The sequence below is a fragment of the Rheinheimera tangshanensis genome (assembly GCF_014645135.1).
Lineage (GTDB): Bacteria > Pseudomonadota > Gammaproteobacteria > Enterobacterales > Alteromonadaceae > Pararheinheimera > Pararheinheimera tangshanensis.
The window spans coordinates 1-17,353 of record NZ_BMLH01000012.1 but is presented as its reverse complement, the minus strand read 5'-3'; the positions used below and the strand labels follow the sequence as shown (position 1 = coordinate 17,353).

Genomic DNA, 17,353 nt, shown 5'->3' with positions numbered 1-17,353 from the left:
TTTAGTTGATGCTTAACCATGCTAATGCGGCAATTTGTCACATTGGACCAGACACCTCCACACCTTATGCTGGCGGCATTTTTATTCTAACCGGCTTGGTTTGGTCTGACTCACAGAAATAAAACCAAAATACAGCTGTCATCGTAAAATGAATATAAATGTAAGTAACGGAGTAAAAAGTGCTGAATGAAATTGTGTTGTTTGTTGCCAAGCTGATGTTATTGGCGCTGTTGTTGATTAATCTGGTTTATCTGCTGCTTCCATCCAAAGCTATTTCGCAAGAAAACAAACTTGAGTACCGAATCGAGCATAGTCTTTTAGCTATCACTGGTGCTATTGGCTTAGCCGTATTGCAATTTATTTAAATGCAGGATCTGGTAAGCAGGTAATACTCCTATAGAGCAAGATCACGCTCTTCAAAGCCCTTTGCCTTTAAGCGCTAAAAGTTCATAAAAATGCAGTTGACGGTGAATTCTAAAAAACAGAAGATCGCACTGATTTTTTTTCGGGCAAATTAAAATAATTTCCTGTATATTGTCGCCCTATTTTACAACCACTAGCTAATCGAGATGACTATGTCAGCAGATTTATCCTTATATAGAAACATTGGTATCTTCGCCCACGTTGATGCCGGCAAAACCACTACAACCGAGCGTATCCTGAAACTGACCGGTAAAATCCACAAGCTGGGCGAAGTTCACGAAGGTGAATCGACCACTGACTTCATGGAACAGGAAGCTGAGCGTGGTATTACTATTCAGTCAGCTGCAGTAAGCTGCTACTGGAAAGGCCACCGTTTCAACGTTATCGATACACCAGGCCACGTTGACTTCACAGTTGAAGTGTACCGTTCTCTGAAAGTATTAGATGGTGGTATCGGTGTATTCTGTGGTTCTGGTGGTGTTGAACCTCAATCAGAAACTAACTGGCGTTATGCGAACGACGCAAAAGTATCTCGTCTGATTTTCGTAAACAAATTGGACCGTATCGGTGCTGACTTCATCCGTGTAACTGAACAGGTGAAAAAAGTTCTGGGTGCAAACCCGCTGATCATGGTTCTGCCAATTGGTCGTGAAGATACTTTTGTTGGTGTAGTTGACCTGTTAAGCAAAAAAGCTTACGTCTGGGATGATTCTGGCCAACCAGAAAACTACACTGTGACTGACGTTCCTGCTGATATGGCTGATGATGTTGAAATGTACCGTCAACAACTGATCGAAACTGCGTTAGAGCAGGATGATGATCTGTTGATGGCTTACATGGACGGCGAAGAGCCATCTATCGAAGACATTAAACGTTGTATCCGTAAAGGTACACGTGATCTGGCTTTCTTCCCAACTTTCTGTGGTTCAGCCTTCAAAAACAAAGGTATGCAGTTAGTTCTGGATGGCGTTGTTGATTATTTACCATCACCAACAGAAGTTAATCCACAGCCGCTGACTGACGAAGAAGGTGCTGAAACTGGCCAATTCGCTATCGTTTCTGCTGATGAGCCATTCCGCGCTTTAGCATTCAAGATCATGGATGACCGTTTCGGCGCCCTGACCTTTATCCGTATTTACTCTGGTGTACTGAACAAAGGCGACACAGTCCTAAACTCGTTCACTGGCAAAACTGAGCGTATCGGCCGTATGGTTGAGATGCACGCGAATGACCGTACTGACCTGACTACTGCTCAGGCTGGTGACATCATTGCGCTGGTTGGTCTGAAAAACAACACTCAGACTGGTCACACTCTGTGTGATCCAAAAGCACCTTGTACTTTAGAACCAATGGTATTCCCAGAGCCAGTAATCTCTATCTCTGTAACACCAAAAGACAAAGGTTCTGTTGAGAAAATGGGTATCGCCATCGGTAAGATGGTTGCTGAAGATCCAACTTTCCGTGTTGAAACAGATCCGGATTCAGGCGAAACCATTCTGAAAGGTATGGGTGAACTGCACTTAGATATCAAAGTAGACATCCTGAAACGTACTTATGGTGTTGAATTAGTTGTAGGCCAGCCTCAGGTTGCTTACCGCGAAACTATCACTCGTGAAGTGGAAGACAGCTACACGCACAAGAAGCAATCTGGTGGTTCAGGTCAATACGGTAAAATCGACTACCGCATTCGTCCGGGCGAGCAAAACTCTGGCTTCTCGTTCAAATCAACTGTAGTTGGTGGTAGCGTTCCAAAAGAATTTATGCCAGCCATCGAAAAAGGCTTCGCCTCTATGATGAGCACTGGTACTTTAGCGGGCTTCCCGGTATTAGACGTAGAAGTTGAAGTATTCGACGGTGGTTTCCACGCAGTTGACTCATCAGCCATCGCGTTCGAAATCGCAGCCAAAGGTGCTTTCCGTCAAACTATGCCTAAAGCTGGCGCTCAGCTGTTAGAGCCAATCATGAAAGTTGACGTATTCACTCCGGAAGATCACGTAGGTGATGTGATCGGTGACTTAAACCGTCGTCGTGGCATGATCTCTGGTCAGGAAGCTGGCGTAACTGGCGTACGTATCAAAGGCGACGTACCACTGTCTGAGATGTTCGGTTACATCTCTACACTGCGTACTATGACGTCTGGTCGTGGTCAGTTCTCTATGGAATTCTCTCACTACTCTGCATGTCCGCAAAACGTGGCTGACACAGTGATTGCAAAAGAGAAAGAAAAGAAAGCTGCCGCTGCTAAGAACTAATTAGCCGCTAACGCAAAAAAGCCCCGCTGGTGAAAACCGCGGGGCTTTTTTATAGACGCTGGAAAAATAAAACCCCGGTTTTATCCGGGGCTTACATCAGAATGAACCTCAGTGTGTTGATCAGAACTTATAACGCAAGTTGGCACTGATGGAGCGGCGCTGACCATAGAAACAATCACCGCGATTCAGACAAGAAGTGATCACTGTTTTGTCGGTCAGGTTTTGCACCTGCAGACTTAGATCGTAATCCCCCATTTCATAACCCAGCATGGCGTCGAGCAAGGTATAAGAAGGAGTCGTTAGCGGGTCATTCAGTACCACACCATTCATAGCCACATAAGCGCTGCCATCTGATGTTTTCCCTACATAACGCACACCACCACCCACTTTCATGCCATCAACTAGAGCCAAACGCCAGGTTGCCCAGACAGAGGCCTGTTGTTCAGGCACAGCCGATAAAGTTGCGCCTTCTTCACCTAGCGTATTACTTTGGCTGACATAAGCGTCGGTGTAAGCGTAGCTGGCATAAATATCCAGTTGCTGCCAGGCCAATTGAGCTTCCAGCTCCACACCTTTAGCCGTGACTTCCCCACCCTGAATCTGACCATTGGGGTCAATCAATCCCTCGTCATCCAACTGATCGGCCGCTAAAGTCGTAGTGCGGTTTTGCTCTTTAATTTGATACACAGCAGCAGTTAACAAATGTTCTGTATTATCAGGCTGGTATTTCACACCCGCTTCCCACTGCTCACCGGTCTGAGGCTTAAAGGCCTGACCATAAGCATCCGATCCTAACATCGGCTCAAAAGACTCGCTGTAACTGATATAAGGTGAAACGCCGCCATCCATCAGATACATCAGACCCAAACGGCCAGTAGTGGCATACTGCGACTGAGCGTCAGCACGCTCAGTGCGGCTGACAGTGCGGTCACGACGCAGCGCCGCCGACACCATCCAGCTCTCAGCAATTTTCATATTATCCTGCAGATACACACCGCTCTGATACACCTTATTGGCCGCATAATCGGTCACATCCGCATCTGTTGGCAAATCTGTCACCTGACCATACACAGGGTTGTACAAGTCTAATAAACCACCTGCCCCATAAAAGGAATCATTATCGGTGTAGGCGTTTTGATAATCAAACCCCATCACCAGTTGGTGCTCTACTGCACCGGTTTGCAGATTACCATGCAACTGAGCATCACTGGTGATAGAGCGGGCATCAGCATTACTCAAATAAACCGCACGGGAAATAGTACGGTTGTCATCCTCAAACTTTGGAGGCCAACCATACATAGTGTCGTAATCGGCATGACTGTCGCTGTAACGGCTGGCGACACGTAAATCCCAGTCTTCCGTCAGATTGTGTTCAACAATCACAGTAGCGGCTTGTTGTTCTGTGTCATAACGGTCAAAACCTGGCTCGGAGACAAAACGGCTGCTTGGGATCTGACCAAACTCATTGGCTAAAATAGTGCCCTGATGCGGGAAAAATTGCGTGCTGGAACCGGACTCTTTTTTCTGCCAGTTGCCAAGCACCGTCACTTTAGTGTCGTCACTGGCCTGCCAGCTAAAAGACGGCGCTAAGGCTTTGCTGTTATCCGGTACAAAATCAGTCTGGGTATCACTGTCGCGCCATACGCCAACTAAACGGCCTTGCAGTGTTTCATCGTCATTCAATGAACCTGTGATATCGCCCGCCAGTTGTTTGCGTGAATAATTCCCCAACTGCGCCCATAACTGACCGCTGGTGGCTGCTTCAGGTTTTTTGCTGACTAAATTGACTATACCGCCAATAGAACCCTGGCCATACAACACCGAACTTGGGCCTTTGAGTATTTCAATTTGCGACAAGCCAAAAGGTTCGGTGCGCACGTTGTTGTAATAACCAAACAAAGACTTCAGACCATCCAGATATTGCACTGGCGACACACCACGGATCACTGACCAGTCGCCCCGGGTGTCCAGACCATAAGGACCATTGTATAAACCCGACACATAACCTAAAGCATCCTGAACCGTCAGCGCACCTAAATCGGCAATACGCTCTTCCGTCAGTACTGATACAGAGAGTGGAGTTTCGATAATAGGAGTGTCCGATTTGGCACCGGAAGCGCTGACATAAGAAATTAAACCACGCTTACTTTTTACCGTAATCACTTCAATGTCTTCTTCGGCTTTGGCTTTGCTGTCATCTGCCAACAGGGTTGCAGAATAACAACTTGTGGCCACAGCCAACGCAACTAAGGATATTTTATGGAGTTTAAACAACGACATGGCACTTTCCTCTGAATATAGTGCCTGAATTTTAAATGAAAATAGCTCTCAATTGCAAAGCAATTACGAACTATTTCCATTTGCGTTGTTAAGGGTTCGCCACGAGAAACCCTGTTCTCTGTTGCTCGGCAGCAATCACTAAGCATTCCGCTGACGGCTAAATCTCAAGGCCATATTTTTCCCGATCACACTCTCAGATCGAACGCTGTGCAACTGAAGGGCGTGATCTCATCAGCCGGAACGGCAACATAATCAAAAAATTCAGCACCAGAGCACCTATCACAGCAAAAGCCAGACCACTGATATGCAGTGGAATACCAGGTTTAAAATTCTGCACTACATCTTTTAGCTGATGAATTCTGTCAGGATGCAGCATAAATCCAATTTTCCCGAACAGAGTACCACTGCTAAAAGTTTCCATACCAAGACGCAGCTCAGACAGCAGACTTATGGTCTGCAGTTTTTGCTCCGCATCAGCACGCACACTGGGTTCAGGGTTCGTCAGATGGTTGTCTATCATGGCCTTAGCATCAGCAAACTGATGAGCTTTTGCTGTGGTTTCGTAACCATCCACCTGTGATTGAATGGCTTTGTACCAGCCAGATAAATACTGATGATAATGATCAACCAGTAAAGGCACCTGCAGCGCTGCAATAAGCGCCACTGCAAACACTAATTTGTCGAACAGTCTTCCTATCAAAATGGTGCTTCCTGTGGGTTACTTACTCTGGAAATTTTTCATAGGCGAGGCGCTTCATAATGAACGCTCTGCCCTGCCTGCTGTATTAGCCACAATACTTTTGCGCTCTTCGGTGTAAAACCACCAGGGTTTTGCTTCATCCCCTTCGATAAAGCGGGTAATAGAGATAAATACATCAATAACACAAGGGTCGTGCTTTTGTGCTGTGATCTCACAAAGCTGCCTGTACATTTGATAGGGATCACGACCTTTAAGATCGTCCGGCTTAAGGATACCTAAAACTAACAAATCAGCTGCCCCCGCCTTACCAATATTGGGCAAGTCTGTCAGCTTGATTGTTGTTTCGCGTCTCACTTTATCCGGATTCATCTGTTGCCCTTTAAAACTAAAGCCGTTAGACCTATCAGCTCTGACGCTCAGTAAAACCGGCAATAAAAAACTCAACTTTGCCGCAGGATTTACAGGCGTACATATCAAGGTTTTCTTTGTTAATAAAAAATTCACCTATATCGCCTAAGATGCCCCAACGTGTGCCTTCATGGAAGTTTTTAGTGCCGATAAAGCTCAATTTTTTCTTGCAGCGCAGACAATCAGGCAGAAACTGGTCTGACGCATTTTCAGGAACAAGCGCACCCTGTGCACTGTTGCAATTCCAACAGACTTCAAAGTCGTCATCTTCAATAGTGGTATTGCAATGTTGGCATTGCCAAGGCATCTGTATCCTCCTTTTGTGCCAGAATAATAACGGGTGGTTCCACTCTCTGTCGCGAAAAGCTTATCGGGAAAAGCTTGTTGCTACAATAGCTTAGACTTTGATTGAAATCACGTTAGTGCCGCTGTCACCAGTGCAAAAAAAAGCCCCAATTAGTGGGGCTTTGAGTTCAGGGCGCTCAGGTTAACAGCGCTCTGGAATACGTTTTAATACCGCCAGCAATAATTCCCAGTACTGGCCCACAGTAGTGATATTGACCATTTCGTCCGGCCCATGTGGGAAACGAATAGTAGGGCCTATCGACACCATATCCATATCCGGATATGGTTTTTTAAATAAACCACATTCTAAACCCGCGTGGATCACCATAATTACCGGCTCTTTGTGATAAATATCCTGATAGGTGTCGCGCACTATCGCCATCACTGGTGAATCCGGGTTAGGTTTCCAGCCAGGATAAGCCCCGCTGAATTTGACTGCTGCGCCTGATAACTGCGCCAGCGAAGTTAACATGCTCTCGACTTGCTGACGGCCGCTATCGATTAAAGAGCGGATTAAACACAGCACCTGAATACTCTGCTCTTTGGTGCTGATCACGCCCATATTCAGTGAAGTTTCGGTCACACCTGCCACTTCATCGCTCATTCGCATCACGCCGTTAGGGCATAAGTTCAGTAAGTGGATCAGGGTGTTTTGGCTCTGAGCTGCAAGCACCTGAGCTGGAGTCACGACTTCGGTCAGACTCAGTTTTAACGCTGGCTCAACGGCGGCTAATTCAAACTGCAGCAAAGCTTCAAATTGGTCTACAGCCTGCTGTAACTGAGTCAGTTTTGTCGCAGGAACAGTCAGACTAACAGTCGCTTCACGCGGTATAGCATTACGCAAAGAACCACCGCTAAAACTGGCGATAGCCAATTCCAGTGCTGTGGCATGATCGGCTAAAAAACGCGCCAACAGCTTATTGGCATTGCCACGCCCCAGGTGAATATTCACACCAGAGTGGCCACCTTTTAAACCCGTTAAACTTAAATCAACAGCTGTCACTCCAGCTGCTGTGGCTTGCCACTGCACAGGCACAGTAAATTCAGCATCCACGCCACCGGCGCAGCCCATGTAGATTTCGCCTTCCTGCTCTGAGTCGGTGTTGATCAGTATTTCAGCGTCCAACATACCAGGCTCTACACCAAAAGCGCCTGTCATACCGGCTTCTTCATCTACCGTCAGCAATACTTCTAAAGGGCCATGTTCAATCTCGTCGCTGCCTAAAATAGCTAAAGCCGAGGCCATGCCGATGCCGTTGTCTGCACCTAGTGTAGTTCCGCGGGCTTTTACCCAGTCGCCATCTACATAAGCGTCGATTGGATCTTTAGTGAAGTCATGAACTTTGTCGGCATTTTTCTGCGGCACCATATCCAGGTGCGCCTGGATCACTACCACTTTGCGATTTTCAAAACCTGCAGTGGCTGGCTTTTTAATGATCAGGTTGCCGACCTGGTCTTCAATAACAGCCAAACCTTTGTCACGTGCCCAGTGCTGGATATGCTGGCTTAAGGCCTGCTCATGTTTAGAGGGGTGAGGAATGGCACAAATTTGTGCAAACCATTGCCATAAAGGCTGCGGGTATAAAGATGATAATGCTGACACTACAACTCCTGATTTAAAGGCTCAGCTAAAAAACGCCGGCATTTTAGCACAAAGAGCTACAGGCACTGAATGCCGCACACGACAGAGCGCAGGCAGAGTAAGGGCGCTGGTCGCTCTTGGTCGCAGCGACAAAAAATCTTAACTAAATTAACGATAAACACTATATACATATCAAAATCAGACGGTTAAACCTGATGACCACGACTTGACTGTAACAACAGAATTTCAGGGGCCAGGACGGTAATGACAAAAACTGTGCAATTTTCTTTACTGAGCTTATTGGGTTTGATCAATGAGATACGCTAAAGCTCTGAAGTATTGAGATTTATCTGCATGCACTGCACTGGAGTATCCTGTGTCGCTATACGAAGTAAACGCCTGTGACAGAGGCTATTTGTTCTATGTATCTGACATTCATGCAGATCAGGCATAGCGCGCGCCCACTATAAATAACGGCAGCCAAACGGCTACAGATACAAAGATCACTCCCGTGATGGCAAATAACGCTGTACTGCTCGCCGCATGTGAAAAATACACCACAGGACTTGCCATGATATGTTTGTGCAGGTTGTTTGAAATGGCGCGAAAGGTAGTCCTGATGTCATCGACATGCATTTTAAGCCAGGTTAAAAATGGATTTATCAGTATCAGCAGACAAGTAAAGGCTACTTCCAACCCAACGACTTCAATAAATAGCAATAAATAACCTGCAAAAGGTGCAGCCACTAAAATAGCGAGAAACATCAAGGTTCTTTTCAGCCAAAGGTGACGATTAAGAAAATCCATTTGTTGTCCTTAACATCTATTATCTCAAGCCACTTATGATCCTGGCTGAAATCCAAAACCCAATGACAAATTGCCTTACTGACTGAACCTGCTCTATTGCCGTTCACAGCGAATCTGATAGTCAGTTTCTACAGTAATAACAACACGCTTATTGAATTCGTTGTCAGTAACGTACCCGCAACTGCCGGTTATTTCAACAGAATCGGTAAATTTGATTGTATAGCTGTACACGCCATCCTTTGGTTGCGTCAACGAATAATGCAGTGCATTGCTTGACCCGATGGCAATAGAACCAAAATCTAAATGGCTAGCGGGTAAATCAACTTCAGCCTGAGCTATTCCAACTGTGGAACTGTTCACAATGCTGATACTGGGTAACACATAGAAACTTGAGTAATAAATAACGATCAATAAAGTGAGTAGTGAAAATACGGTTTTATACAGAAGTTTCATGATACTCCCATGGGCAATGTAGCGTTAAAAGATGCGGTACGCAGTAACTGCCGCACCGTTCTCTTTTTGTTTTAGTGTGCCGCTGCAACGCCGTCCCGCCTGGAATCAGAGCCTGCCACATAACCTTTGTCTAATTTCATTACAGCCTGGCCACCACCAAATATAAGGCCTCTGCTATTGCCAAGAAAAACGCTTTGCGCCGTGGCCATAATTGGATTTTGTGGCGCATGCCCCATCGACAATAATTCATCTACTGTGTCTTGAGCTATGCCTTGCTCAAAACCCACATTATTGTCTTCCCAATGCCGGAACCGTGGTGCGTCCATGGCTTGTTGCACATCCATATCAAACAACACCATGTTGAGCAACACTTGCACATGAGCTTGTGGCTGCTGTGGCCCACCGACAATACCAAAACTTAACCAGGGCTGTTGCTTGCCTTGTGCATCTGTCTTGGTAACAAAACCTGGAATGATGGTATGAAATGGGCGTCTGCCTGGCGCTACTGTATTGGCTCTGTCAGGCTGCACTGATAGCCCTACTCCGCGGTTTTGTAACGCAAAACCTGTGCCCGGTACCACGACTCCTGAACCAAAAGACCCTGCTAAGCTATTGATAAAAGACACCATATTGCCTTGGCTATCTGCAACGCTTAAATACGTGGTTTCGCTGGTGGTTAAAGAGGGTTCCGGATCGGCCCTTTCCATGGCTTTGTCTGCGTTAATTTGTGCGCGACGCCTGGCAATCACCTGATCTGACAGCAACTGTTCTGGCGTGATTTGCATAAATTTGGGATCACCGACAAAGTGTTCCAGATCGGCATAAGCCAGTTTTTTTGCTTCAATCAAATGATGTAAATAGTCTGCGGAATTGTGTTTCATAGCCGCTAAATCAAAAGGTTCTAATATCTTCAGCATTTCTAAAGCGGCAATGCCCTGACCATTGGGCGGCAATTCCCATAGCTGGTACTCTTTAAACGAAACCGATAAAGGTTCGACCCATTCGGCGCTGTAGTTGGCAAAGTCATCTTGCGTTAAAAAGCCACCTAACTCCTGTACTCTTGTCGCAATTTTTTGACCCAGCTCGCCACCGTACAGCACTTGCGGGCCTTGCTTCGCAATGAGTTTCAAAGTGGTGGCATAATCAGGGTTCGTAAACCATTCACCGGCTTTAGGGGTTCTGCCACCCTCCATTAAAAAAGTGGCTCTTGAACCTTGATCCCAATTGATCTTGCTTTCGAACAATCCCCATTCCGTTGCTGTCGTTTCAGAGATAAGAAAGCCCTTTTCTGCCAATTCAATAGCAGGTGCCAATGCTTCAGCCAAACTGATAGTGCCATGCGCTTCTAACAGTTTTGCCCAACCCGATAATGCGCCAGGCAATGTAATAGACTCCGGGCCTTCGTCTGGCACACGACGACGATCTGCCATTTTTTCAAAGGTCATTAAGGCACCGGCATGGCCACTGCCGTTGATGCCAACCAAGCGTTGCTGCTTTTCCAGCCACAGCATGGCAAACATGTCGCCACCAATGCCTGTCATATAAGGTTCAACCACACTTAAAACCGCAGCTGCGGTGACTGCGGCATCCACTGCATTGCCGCCATTTTTCAGTACAGTAAGACCTGCCTGACTGGCTAAAGGCTGGCTGGTTGAAACCACGCCATTGGGCGCATACACAGCTTTTGCCTCAAAAGGCTCACTAGGTGAACCAAGGCCGGCCCGAAATGAAAAACCAGCCACAATAGCCGATATAGCGACCAGACTGATGATCGCCAGCATCCAAAGTAAAAACCTCTTGATTCCATTCATATAATTTTGTTTCCCCGATGTTTGGCCATGATCTGTTTTTTAGTCAGAAACTATAACCCAATGAAAGTTCTGGGATATAGTAGTCTGGTCAGCTAGTCTGTTATTGAACGATATTGCGCTTTGATGCAGAGACTAAGATCCGCTTTGGTCTGGCTGGAAATGGATAAATTCAGGAGTATCGCAAGGATGGCTAAAAACCAGAACTTGGTAACAAACTGGGTAAAAAGAGCTGCAGGCGAAACAGAGCGCATCGAAGCCTGTTTTAGCGGCCTTGCTTATGCGCCACATAGCCATGACACCTACACTTTGGCGTTAACTACAGCGGGCGTGCAAAGCTTTAATTATCGTGGTGAACTACGCCATTCACTGCCTGGTGAAGTGGTCATTTTGCACCCAGACGAAACCCACGACGGTCAGGCTGGAACCGATAGCCCCTTTGCCTATCGCGCGATCAGCATCAATCCTGTTGATGTACAAAATATTCTGCAAGGTGTCAGCCTGCCCTTCTTGCAAGGTGGGGTCACAAGAGATCCGCGCTTTATCCAAATTGCGACTAAGTTGTTGTCTGAATTTGAACGTCCACTGGAGACACTGGAACAGCAGGATCTTATTTTTGCTTTTGCCAGCAGTTTACAACAGGTAACGGGCAACAGTATTCAACATACCAAAGCAAACTACCAGGCAATAAAACGAGTCCGTGAATACATTGACGATCTTATGGCTATAGATTCCTGTATGCCCATCGATATCACGTTGGATGAACTGGCCGTTATTTCACACTACAGCAAGTGGCAAGTCACCCGGGATTTCAGATCCCTTTATGGCACCACACCTTACCGTTACGTCACACTGAAACGGCTACAAAAAGCCAAAGCCTTGATTGAGCGAGGCTTGCCCTTAGTACAAGTAGCTATCAGCAGTGGTTTTGCTGATCAAAGTCATCTGACCCGACATTTTAAAAGCTGCTTTGGTACCACGCCAAAAGTCTGGGCCAAACTGAATCAATACTATTCAGAGTGATGAGCTGGAGTATCAGGTTTGCTGGTATCTCAAGCTAGTGATGAGTTTTGTAAGCCGCGCAACTCTGTAACATGCAACAGTTCACCCGCAGGCCCCCACAAATAAAACACCTTCCCCCAGGATTCTTGCTGAATTGGAGTAATCTTGGTTTTGTGTTTTGATTGTGAACAAAGACGGTATGCTGATTCGATGTCTGATACACACAGCTGCAGCATAAAATTTGCAGCTAAATCTGCATTAAAAAATCGTTGCAGGAAAAAAAGACAATCTCCGTTTTGAAAAAGCGTTAAATCTTCAGAAACATAGTCAGCTTTAAATCCGATCTCTGAATAGAACGACTTGGAAACCTCATAATCTTCACTTGGAACAAAAGCTTTTATATCAATAACATCCATTGTTTTTTCCTACACAGCTAACCTGAGAAACTCGTGCAGCCTTTAAGAGCCTGTCCACGCTGCACCTTTGTAACTGAGCTGGTTATAAAACAGGTTAGTCTGCTGCTGAAGCTACATCTTTTTTGAACACCAATGCCAGCAAATAAACCAGGCCCAGAGGTGGAATGAGAGACAGGAGCGCACCAAACCCGCCAACCCAAACAGGACTTTGTGTTTTGCGACGACCAAGGTAATAACACAAAGCCCCCATAGTTAGCGCAAATAGGATTATGAATTCACCATACAGCGTCGCATTTATATTCAAAAAAATTCTCCTTGTCTTTTAGAAGTCCGCAGGCAAGCACACAAAAGTGTGAAGCTGGCCGAGGCCTGAAACAACAAATAATACATCGTGTTAGCCAGCACTTTTTGCCAGCAATAAAAGTAGCGTGTTATGTGAATTATTTACTGTACCTGCGCATCACAGCCACCTTACCATCTTCAAGTTCAAGTACATCCAGGGCTACTTTGCTGTAGCTAAAGTCTGAACCATCTGAGCGCTTCCCTTTGGCTGAGAATTTGTGCTTTATTGAAACAGCGTTATAACCATACTGATAGTCAATGATCTCGGCTTTATACTCGGTATGAACACCGAGATAACGGCTCATCCCCTTACGCATCATTGCTTTACCATCAGGCTCTCTGGAGTCATCTGGCGCATTAGGGAAGTGCTGATTGCCAACATCATCGGTCAGAAATGATAAATAATGCTCAAGATCTTCCTGTGTTGCATTTGGCTGCTGAGTCATAACCTGAGCATGGTAATAGGCTTTGACAAAGGCATCGTAGTCAAAATCATCAGCCAAAGTACTTACACTAAAGAGCGCCACAGCAGCTAGACAGATCAATAACTTTTTCATAAGAACTCCTTTTCTATTTCAACAATTTATATAACACCTTACTTTGCTACACAGGTCAACATTTGCGTTCCTGCGGTCACAGGCTGCGAGAATTGCCCTGTTATTTTTACTTTGAAGCAGTGATTAAGCAGAAAACCATGCTCTACTTTTCCCAATCCGCACATCTGCAGCACTATTATCCAGCCGACAACAGGTTTTTAAGTACCAGGTATCCGCTTGCTATTTGACTTCAGTTCCAGTTTAGGCTGCCAGATAAAACGACATAAGTACAACGCCAAGGTTATATGCGACGTGCAAAATAATAGCTGGCCAAAGGCTGTCGTAACGCAAACGAATCCAACTCAGTAACAAAGCAGCCACAAATAACAGCAACTGATGTAACTGTATGCCAAGCCAGACATGTTGTTCCGTCGATATTGAATGCATAATGGCAAACGCCAAAGCACTGCACAGCGCTGCTGACCAGACTGACTTTAACTTTTGTATCAGCGTCTTTAACAACAACTGTCGAAATAGAATTTCTTCAAACAACGGCCCAAAAGCTACCAACAACAGCAAGAGACCGATTGTCGATGCCAGCGAAATAGTTTCGCTGGATTGTGCCGCCAGAGGCTCAAATCGCCAGTAGCAATAAAGAATAGCCAGCAGCAACGCTACCCCAGGCCCCAAAATAAACCTTATCAGCGACAACGCACGCCAGCGTTTCAACGCCAGCAGCGCCACAATCGACTGACCGCCTGGAGACATCAGCAGATAACAGCTAATCATTGCACCGGAAAAAAAGACCTGGACAAACAAGTCATATAGCCATGTGTGCTGCCAGCTGTAGGAAAATGCGATCAATACCAACATCAGAGTAAATGCCAGGCAAGCAGCCCAACACAAACGAGTCAATGGCCATGAGCACTCAACCACAGAGTTCAGAGACTGAGACGAGGCGACTCTCGCGTGCTCGGATGACAAGAGCTGCACTGCACCGGCCTGATGCTGCACTTCGTTTTCGATCAATACGGATTTTTGCCGTTTATCTGTATTCATTGAGGTACTCCGGTCGCATCAGGCGAAATGACAAATAGACGCTGCCAGCCCGGAACATAATGATTTGTAAGAAATATCACAACTGACAGAACTAGCAGGTGTTGTATCTGCGCTTCCGCTGGTTAAATCATCCAATCACTTCCCTCAGGGTCATCACTATAAACCTGACACACTCCTTCTGTAGTTAACATCATCAACCACAGGCTGCGAGAATTGCCCTGTCCAGCGACACGGATTTGCGGAACATCTTATGTATATTGATGTTTAGCTCTCTTAAAGCTGGTAGAGCAATAACGCAGATTACCATTTTCAGATAAGCGGCCCCTCTTGAGGCGTTTAAAAGCTGTAACTTTAATAGCTTGATTTTATTAGTTAAATCAACGAGCGCCGACACTCATTCACCTGAGTTCAGGTTATTTAATAAAATAGCCAACAGGAAGCCAGTTCCCGCTACTTTTGCTCATAGTGAGCGTTTCAGTGGACGACTTTTTGTGTTGAAAATCAGTTTGAAATTGAATAACCAGATAGTCTCCGTCAGGAACACCTGGCAATGCTGAATACTCTTTAGAACTCAATTCTGTGCGTGAAACAACAACCCCAAGTGGGGTACGCATCTGTTTCAGAGCCGCATCCCAATTCGCTTGAGGGAGCTGAGACTTAAAGAAAGAGTCTGTCTTTTGCCAACTTGCGGCGTATTCACCAGAGTCTACAATCTTGAGCCACTCTTTTGCCGCTGCAACACCGGCCGTTCCATCAGCCCAAAGTACAGAAGAAAGCAGCACAGATAAAATAACTATTAGTTTTTTCATAACATCTCCTTTTGTGTTCAAATCCTGTTGAAAAGCCGAAGTTGAGATATGGCTAATCTTGACATTCCATCCTTCGATGGCTCCACGCTGCCACGAAGCTCGGAATCCACACAACCGACTGTTAAAGTCATCAGTGATAAACCCAAAAATCGGAATACTAAGCTCATGGTCGGGTCGGGGGCACCTGCATCGGCCTAACGCTCAAAGAAGCTGCGCGGTAAGCGTCGGCTGCCTTTGCTTGTTATGTAACTTTTAATCTGATTCATCAGGATAGAGCCTCAATGACAGTATTACAGCCAATGCACCAGAGATCCCTGCGATTCCAGAACCACTAAATCCAGCAATGATTACAGCAGGTTTCAATATAAAAAAGTGAAAGAGGAATACTAGAGGAACAAGTATTGCCAGCAACTTCCACTTTATCTTCATTTTTATTTTTTTGTTGCAATGAGGGCATTTCTTCTCTTTTTCGAAACCGTTTAGCGCTTTTGAAAAAAAGCCAATGCTACCTTGGCAGTAAGGGCACTTCATTATCTATCCCTAGTTACATAACGCATAGCACTCGGGTGACGACCGCGCAGCGATTGGCATCCCAGCGGCCGCAGGCCCCGAGTGCTGCGTCTTGTTAGTTGTTAATTTTGATTAAGAAGAGCTTTTTGGGGTTTTGCGAAATAAGCCAAACCAAAATAGTCCTTCAAAAACAAAACCTAAAATTATAAATACAAATACACCCGCTGAATTGCCATAGCTGTAGGAGCTAAGGGCAGCAATGACAAGTACAGCAAGAATTAAAAACCTATAAATTTTATTCACAATCTGCCCTTAATGTTTGATGGCAAATAACGCCCCGCGCATGCGCGCGAACGTGTGAGCGTCGCAGGGGCAGAAGGCCCGGAATGACGCGGATTGTTAGCTGCCAACCTTATTTACCATTAGCGTAAGTTTTTGAGCTCCAATTTCCAATGTAGCTTCTTTGCCGTAGGTAACGGTAAATGAAGGATTTATCGTGCTATCAGCAACGGTAACAGCAGCTACAATACCTGCGGTTTCATCTTGGTTTGGCTTAACTGTGAGGTTATAGCTAAAGCCATTATCCATCGTGATTGATGCCATTTTATCTGCTTCAACTACCATGGTTGGAGAAGCAACCAGTTTGCCCTGAGAGTACACAGATGTAGATACTTGGTAAGTATCAGCCGCGAAGCATGACGCCGACGCTAGTAGAGCAGTAATTAGTAAACTTGCCTTAATTTTCATTTTAACTTCCTTATGTAATGTGAAGGTTAAACACAGCTAACTATTTGCTTTGGGGCGGACAACGCAACGCGTTGGACGTCCCAGCCCCGCAGGGGCGACCAACAGCAACTTGTTAGGTGCATCTACACCTGCATAGTTAAACAAGAAACATGATCAACGTTGCTAGACAAAAATACCAAATCGGTATCAAGTCCCACTTGCCATAATTACCAAGCTTTCTAAAACGCCTTATCGCGAACAGCCAGCAAACAAGAAAAACAATAATGTGCAACGCAAGTAGTGGTGGAATAATAATTGCCAATGGATTTTTTTCTCGGGCAAATCCAGATGCAAACGCCAGCCACATCATCATCATATACAAGCCCAATGGAACTAAAACAAAGCCATTGAGAAGCAAATATCTGTTTCGGCTTAACCAACGCATACCTTCACACCTAACGATATAGCTCAATGGCGCGTTTAGCGTCCATTGCAGCGTCTTGTTCTGTCTTTGGTTTGCGGTGGACCACCATTCCCTTGGTTCCTTTTGACTCAAGCAGTAAAACAATTCCCGACGCGAAAACTCGCCGGTGTTGGGGTTTGTGGCCTTACTCGAAGCTGGTGCGCGCCATCCGTCTGCATGCTCGCATCAGCGGTGACGCGAACGCTTCGAGCGTTACAGAAAAACACAAACTTTTCAAGATTAGTTTGTTCTTTAAATCTGGACATTATGCTCCGCCGATCTAAAGCCCTTAATCCGGCGAGACAGAACTTTTTAGCGTCTTATCCGGCGTTCACGACGGATAAGCGTCTGTTGAACGGTGGGCGCGCCCTTCATTGGTACATTTGATGCTAATGGAATTTGTATATTTAGGGAACAGCTGCTTGCAAGATT

Annotated in this window: 20 protein-coding genes; 3 read left to right on the top strand and 17 right to left on the bottom strand. The window is 45.7% G+C overall.

The window, feature by feature from the left end; genetic code table 11:
* Nucleotides 1-179 precede the first annotated feature (179 nt).
* Together IEW88_RS17235 and fusA are read left to right on the top strand one after the other, a co-directional pair.
* The gene (locus tag IEW88_RS17235) at nt 180-365 is read left to right on the top strand and encodes a hypothetical protein (RefSeq protein ID WP_147905503.1); all 186 of its coding nucleotides are present in this window, start codon (nt 180-182) and stop codon (nt 363-365) included.
* Nucleotides 366-569: 204 nt separating this feature from the next.
* The gene (gene fusA, locus IEW88_RS17230; protein ID WP_371870996.1) at nt 570-2,675 is read left to right on the top strand and encodes an elongation factor G; all 2,106 of its coding nucleotides are present in this window, start codon (nt 570-572) and stop codon (nt 2,673-2,675) included.
* 120 nt (nt 2,676-2,795) lie between these two features.
* On the opposite strand, the gene IEW88_RS17225 is transcribed toward fusA, so the two are convergent.
* From IEW88_RS17225 to ggt, 8 genes are all read right to left on the bottom strand, one after another.
* A complete protein-coding gene (locus IEW88_RS17225; protein WP_147905502.1) occupies nt 2,796-4,955 on the bottom strand; it encodes a TonB-dependent siderophore receptor in 2,160 nt (719 codons plus the stop codon).
* Between the two features lie 193 nt (nt 4,956-5,148).
* Nucleotides 5,149-5,655, bottom strand: coding sequence for a DUF2937 family protein (locus tag IEW88_RS17220; protein WP_147905501.1), 507 nt, complete (start codon nt 5,653-5,655; stop codon nt 5,149-5,151).
* 54 nt (nt 5,656-5,709) lie between these two features.
* The gene (locus tag IEW88_RS17215; protein ID WP_147905500.1) at nt 5,710-6,024 is read right to left on the bottom strand and encodes a helix-hairpin-helix domain-containing protein; all 315 of its coding nucleotides are present in this window, start codon (nt 6,022-6,024) and stop codon (nt 5,710-5,712) included.
* A gap of 34 nt (nt 6,025-6,058) precedes the next feature.
* Nucleotides 6,059-6,370, bottom strand: a complete 312-nt coding sequence (locus IEW88_RS17210) for a hypothetical protein (RefSeq protein ID WP_147905499.1) — start codon at nt 6,368-6,370, stop codon at nt 6,059-6,061.
* Nucleotides 6,371-6,550: 180 nt separating this feature from the next.
* On the bottom strand, nt 6,551-8,011 hold the full coding sequence (locus IEW88_RS17205) for an aminoacyl-histidine dipeptidase (RefSeq protein ID WP_147905498.1): 1,461 nt from the start codon (nt 8,009-8,011) through the stop codon (nt 6,551-6,553).
* Between the two features lie 423 nt (nt 8,012-8,434).
* A complete protein-coding gene (locus tag IEW88_RS17200; RefSeq protein WP_147905497.1) occupies nt 8,435-8,797 on the bottom strand; it encodes a hypothetical protein in 363 nt (120 codons plus the stop codon).
* 93 nt (nt 8,798-8,890) lie between these two features.
* On the bottom strand, nt 8,891-9,250 hold the full coding sequence (locus tag IEW88_RS17195) for a hypothetical protein (protein ID WP_147905496.1): 360 nt from the start codon (nt 9,248-9,250) through the stop codon (nt 8,891-8,893).
* A 71-nt stretch (nt 9,251-9,321) separates the two neighbouring features.
* Nucleotides 9,322-11,061, bottom strand: a complete 1,740-nt coding sequence (ggt, locus tag IEW88_RS17190; RefSeq protein ID WP_147905495.1) for a gamma-glutamyltransferase — start codon at nt 11,059-11,061, stop codon at nt 9,322-9,324.
* Between the two features lie 186 nt (nt 11,062-11,247).
* Here ggt and IEW88_RS17185 point away from each other — a divergent pair, with 186 nt between their 5' ends.
* Complete coding sequence (locus IEW88_RS17185) at nt 11,248-12,081, top strand: AraC family transcriptional regulator (RefSeq protein ID WP_185148663.1); 834 nt, start codon at nt 11,248-11,250, stop codon at nt 12,079-12,081.
* Nucleotides 12,082-12,110: 29 nt separating this feature from the next.
* Here IEW88_RS17185 and IEW88_RS17180 read toward each other — a convergent pair whose 3' ends face one another.
* The 9 genes from IEW88_RS17180 to IEW88_RS17140 all read right to left on the bottom strand — a co-directional run bounded on the left by IEW88_RS17180 (nt 12,111) and on the right by IEW88_RS17140 (nt 16,903).
* Nucleotides 12,111-12,476: a VOC family protein gene (locus IEW88_RS17180; protein ID WP_053425144.1), complete on the bottom strand. Its 366-nt coding sequence runs from the start codon at nt 12,474-12,476 to the stop codon at nt 12,111-12,113.
* Between the two features lie 94 nt (nt 12,477-12,570).
* Nucleotides 12,571-12,780, bottom strand: coding sequence for a hypothetical protein (locus IEW88_RS17175; RefSeq protein WP_147905493.1), 210 nt, complete (start codon nt 12,778-12,780; stop codon nt 12,571-12,573).
* Nucleotides 12,781-12,916: 136 nt separating this feature from the next.
* Nucleotides 12,917-13,375 carry a nuclear transport factor 2-like protein gene (locus IEW88_RS17170; RefSeq protein ID WP_147905492.1) on the bottom strand — a complete coding sequence of 153 codons (459 nt, stop codon included), beginning with the start codon at nt 13,373-13,375 and terminating at the stop codon, nt 12,917-12,919.
* Between the two features lie 240 nt (nt 13,376-13,615).
* Complete coding sequence (locus IEW88_RS17165; RefSeq protein ID WP_147905491.1) at nt 13,616-14,413, bottom strand: CPBP family intramembrane glutamic endopeptidase; 798 nt, start codon at nt 14,411-14,413, stop codon at nt 13,616-13,618.
* Nucleotides 14,414-14,826: 413 nt separating this feature from the next.
* Nucleotides 14,827-15,222, bottom strand: coding sequence for a DUF4019 domain-containing protein (locus IEW88_RS17160; protein WP_147905490.1), 396 nt, complete (start codon nt 15,220-15,222; stop codon nt 14,827-14,829).
* Nucleotides 15,223-15,474: 252 nt separating this feature from the next.
* Nucleotides 15,475-15,753, bottom strand: coding sequence for a hypothetical protein (locus tag IEW88_RS17155; RefSeq protein WP_147905489.1), 279 nt, complete (start codon nt 15,751-15,753; stop codon nt 15,475-15,477).
* Between the two features lie 111 nt (nt 15,754-15,864).
* Nucleotides 15,865-16,035: a hypothetical protein gene (locus IEW88_RS17150; protein ID WP_185148662.1), complete on the bottom strand. Its 171-nt coding sequence runs from the start codon at nt 16,033-16,035 to the stop codon at nt 15,865-15,867.
* Between the two features lie 96 nt (nt 16,036-16,131).
* Nucleotides 16,132-16,479, bottom strand: a complete 348-nt coding sequence (locus IEW88_RS17145; protein ID WP_147905488.1) for a hypothetical protein — start codon at nt 16,477-16,479, stop codon at nt 16,132-16,134.
* 136 nt (nt 16,480-16,615) lie between these two features.
* Nucleotides 16,616-16,903, bottom strand: coding sequence for a hypothetical protein (locus IEW88_RS17140; protein ID WP_053425153.1), 288 nt, complete (start codon nt 16,901-16,903; stop codon nt 16,616-16,618).
* Nucleotides 16,904-17,353 lie beyond the last annotated feature (450 nt).

Bases quoted from the DNA above. Each gene is read 5' to 3' on its own strand.
- IEW88_RS17160 (WP_147905490.1), bottom strand. From the start codon at position 15,222: ATGAAAAAACTAATAGTTATTTTATCTGTGCTGCTTTCTTCTGTACTT.
- IEW88_RS17185 (WP_185148663.1), top strand. From the start codon at position 11,248: ATGGCTAAAAACCAGAACTTGGTAACAAACTGGGTAAAAAGAGCTGCA.
- IEW88_RS17225 (WP_147905502.1), bottom strand. From the start codon at position 4,955: ATGTCGTTGTTTAAACTCCATAAAATATCCTTAGTTGCGTTGGCTGTG.
- IEW88_RS17170 (WP_147905492.1), bottom strand. From the start codon at position 13,375: ATGAAAAAGTTATTGATCTGTCTAGCTGCTGTGGCGCTCTTTAGTGTA.
- IEW88_RS17145 (WP_147905488.1), bottom strand. From the start codon at position 16,479: ATGAAAATTAAGGCAAGTTTACTAATTACTGCTCTACTAGCGTCGGCG.
- IEW88_RS17155 (WP_147905489.1), bottom strand. From the start codon at position 15,753: ATGAAGTGCCCTTACTGCCAAGGTAGCATTGGCTTTTTTTCAAAAGCG.
- fusA (WP_371870996.1), top strand. From the start codon at position 570: ATGACTATGTCAGCAGATTTATCCTTATATAGAAACATTGGTATCTTC.
- IEW88_RS17180 (WP_053425144.1), bottom strand. From the start codon at position 12,476: ATGGATGTTATTGATATAAAAGCTTTTGTTCCAAGTGAAGATTATGAG.
- IEW88_RS17200 (WP_147905497.1), bottom strand. From the start codon at position 8,797: ATGGATTTTCTTAATCGTCACCTTTGGCTGAAAAGAACCTTGATGTTT.
- IEW88_RS17140 (WP_053425153.1), bottom strand. From the start codon at position 16,903: ATGCGTTGGTTAAGCCGAAACAGATATTTGCTTCTCAATGGCTTTGTT.
- IEW88_RS17195 (WP_147905496.1), bottom strand. From the start codon at position 9,250: ATGAAACTTCTGTATAAAACCGTATTTTCACTACTCACTTTATTGATC.
- IEW88_RS17210 (WP_147905499.1), bottom strand. From the start codon at position 6,370: ATGCCTTGGCAATGCCAACATTGCAATACCACTATTGAAGATGACGAC.
- IEW88_RS17215 (WP_147905500.1), bottom strand. From the start codon at position 6,024: ATGAATCCGGATAAAGTGAGACGCGAAACAACAATCAAGCTGACAGAC.
- ggt (WP_147905495.1), bottom strand. From the start codon at position 11,061: ATGAATGGAATCAAGAGGTTTTTACTTTGGATGCTGGCGATCATCAGT.
- IEW88_RS17165 (WP_147905491.1), bottom strand. From the start codon at position 14,413: ATGAATACAGATAAACGGCAAAAATCCGTATTGATCGAAAACGAAGTG.